Source organism: Acidovorax sp. KNOB132 (genome assembly GCF_057541515.1).
In genome coordinates this window covers 1-2,246 of record NZ_BAAJYT010000408.1, presented here as the reverse complement: position 1 = coordinate 2,246, position 2,246 = coordinate 1, and the positions used below count along the sequence as shown (strand labels likewise).

Annotated in this window: 1 protein-coding gene and 1 pseudogene; both read right to left on the bottom strand. The window is 73.0% G+C overall.

The genetic code is table 11. The features are described 5' to 3' along the window. Nucleotides 1-166 precede the first annotated feature (166 nt). Nucleotides 167-1,876 carry an ATP-dependent DNA ligase gene (locus tag AC27IO_RS23125; RefSeq protein ID WP_498740999.1) on the bottom strand — a complete coding sequence of 570 codons (1,710 nt, stop codon included), beginning with the start codon at nucleotides 1,874-1,876 and terminating at the stop codon, nucleotides 167-169. After that, nucleotides 1,873-2,246, bottom strand: a pseudogene (locus tag AC27IO_RS23120) (hypothetical protein); the annotation flags it as partial. The pseudogene AC27IO_RS23120 and the gene AC27IO_RS23125, both read right to left, overlap by 4 nt.

Here is a 2,246-nt window from a genome sequence, read left to right as displayed (position 1 = left end):
AGCCCGCCGAAAAAGCGCAGGCAAGCCGGGTGCGCCGCCTTGGCCCGGAGCGTCTTCTTGGGGTGCGTCACCGCAGGGTGCGCGGGCCGCCGGCCCACCGCCCGGCCCAGGAACGCCGCGCGCTCACGACCGTCGTCAAGGCGCGGCATGGACGGCCCTCCGGCGATCACGCATCCGACCTCGGCAACAGCGCCGCCAGGGTGTCCACCGAATCCGCTTCGTCCACCGGCTTGTCCTCGCGCCAGCGCAGCATGCGCGGAAAGCGCACGGCGATCCCGCTCTTGTGGCGGCTGCTGCGGGCGATGCCCTCGAACCCCAGTTCGAACACCAGCGTGGGCCGCACGCTGCGCACCGGGCCGAAGGTCTCGACGGTGGTCTTGCGGATGACCGCATCCACCCGCGCCATCTCCGCATCGGTCAGGCCGGAATAGGCCTTGGCGAACGGCACCAGCGCACGCCCTTCGGTGCCTGGCGGACCGTCCCACACCGCGAAGGTGTAGTCGCTGTAGAGGCTGGCGCGCCGGCCATGGCCGCGCTGGGCATAGATCAGCACCGCATCGATGCTCAAGGGGTCGATCTTCCACTTCCACCACGTGCCCACGTCCTTGGTGCGGCCCACGCCGTACTCAGCATCGCGGGCCTTGAGCATCATGCCTTCCACGCCCAGCGAGCGGGCCTGCTCGCGCTGGACCGCCAGATCCTGCCAGCGGTCGCCCTGCAGCACCGGGCTGGCCACCAGCGCCGGGTGCGCCACGCGCGCCAGCAGCGCATCGAGCCGCGCCCGCCGTTCGTGCTGGGGTCGCTGGCGCAGGTCCTGGCCGCCCTCCTCCAGCAGGTCGTAGGCGAGCAGCACCACGGGCAGCTCGCGCAGCAGCTTCGGCGTGAGGGTCTTGCGGCCGATGCGCTTTTGCAAATCGGCGAACGGGCGCACGTGGGCCGCGGCATCGCCCTCGGCAGCGCGCCAGACGACGATCTCGCCATCGAGCACCGTGCCGTCGGGCAGCGTTTCCCCGAGCGCCTGGAGCTCGGGAAAGCGGTCGCTCACCAGCTCCTCGCCGCGCGACCAGACCCAGGTGCCGGCGCCTTCGCTGGCGCCCTCGGCGCGGGTGCTGCGCCGCACGATCTGGGCGCGGATGCCGTCCCATTTCCACTCCACGATCCACTGCGCGGGCGGGCCGAGCACCGTGTCGAACTGGGACAACGGCAGTTGCAGCGGGTGCGCCAGGAAGAACGGATAGGGATGGCCCCGGGCTTCGCCCTGCGCCGCGTCATCGCCGCCTTCGCCCTCGGCCGCGACCAGGCGCAGGTAGTCGGCCTCGCCCGGACGCGCCCCGATGTGCGTATAGCCCATGAGCCGCTGCGCGACACGCTTGGCATCCACGCCGCTCACCGCCGCCAGCGCCTGCGTGACCTGCAGGCGCGACACGCCCACGCGGAACGCCCCCGTGATGAGCTTGAAATACACCAGCCGCTCTTCGGGCGCGAGACCCGCCCACTGGGCCCGCAGCGTGGTCTCCAGCGCCTCGGGCGGCATGCCGCGCAGGGGCAGCAGGTGGTGCTCCATCCACTCGGCCAGCCCCAGCGCCTGCACGGCGGTGGGCGCGGGCAGCAGCAGCGAGATGGTCTCGGCCAAGTCGCCCACGGCCTCGTAGCTCTCGTCGAACAGCCATTCGGGCAACCGGGCCGCATCGCGCGCCAGGGTGCGCAGCAGCTTGGTCGGCACCAGCTGGCGTGGCTTGCCACCGGCCAGGAAATACACCGCCCACGCCGCATCCGCCGGCGCCGCGGCGCGCAGGTAGGCCTGCAGCGCGGCCTGCTTGGCCAGGCTGGAGGTGCTGGCGTCGAGCGCGCGGTAGAGCGCGGCGAAGTCCTTCATGGTTCGGACGAAGGGGGTCGGCGGGGCGGCGCGGAAGAGAGGGAGGGGGACTCGGCCTCGGAAGGGGCAACGCCTTCGGTGGCGGGCTCCGTGAGGCGGCCTTGATCGGGATCGGTGGCCGCGGCGGCGCGTTTCGATCGGCCCCTGGGACGGGGCCTCGGAGCACCGGGCACGCCGTCCGGCGCCGCGGCCTGGGCGGCTGCGGCCCCATCGCCTGGGCCTTCGCCGGCCTGCGCAGCGGGGGCGCTGGCATCGGACGGTGGCGGGGCAGACGGCGCACCGTCGATTACCGGGGATGCGTCTCCACCGGGCTGGGCGATCGCGGGCGTGGAGACCTGCGCGGGCACGGGCTGCGTCCACGGCCTCATCG

Coding starts and splice junctions, on each gene's coding strand:
- AC27IO_RS23125 (WP_498740999.1), bottom strand. CDS start 1,876: ATGAAGGACTTCGCCGCGCTCTACCGCGCGCTCGACGCCAGCACCTCC.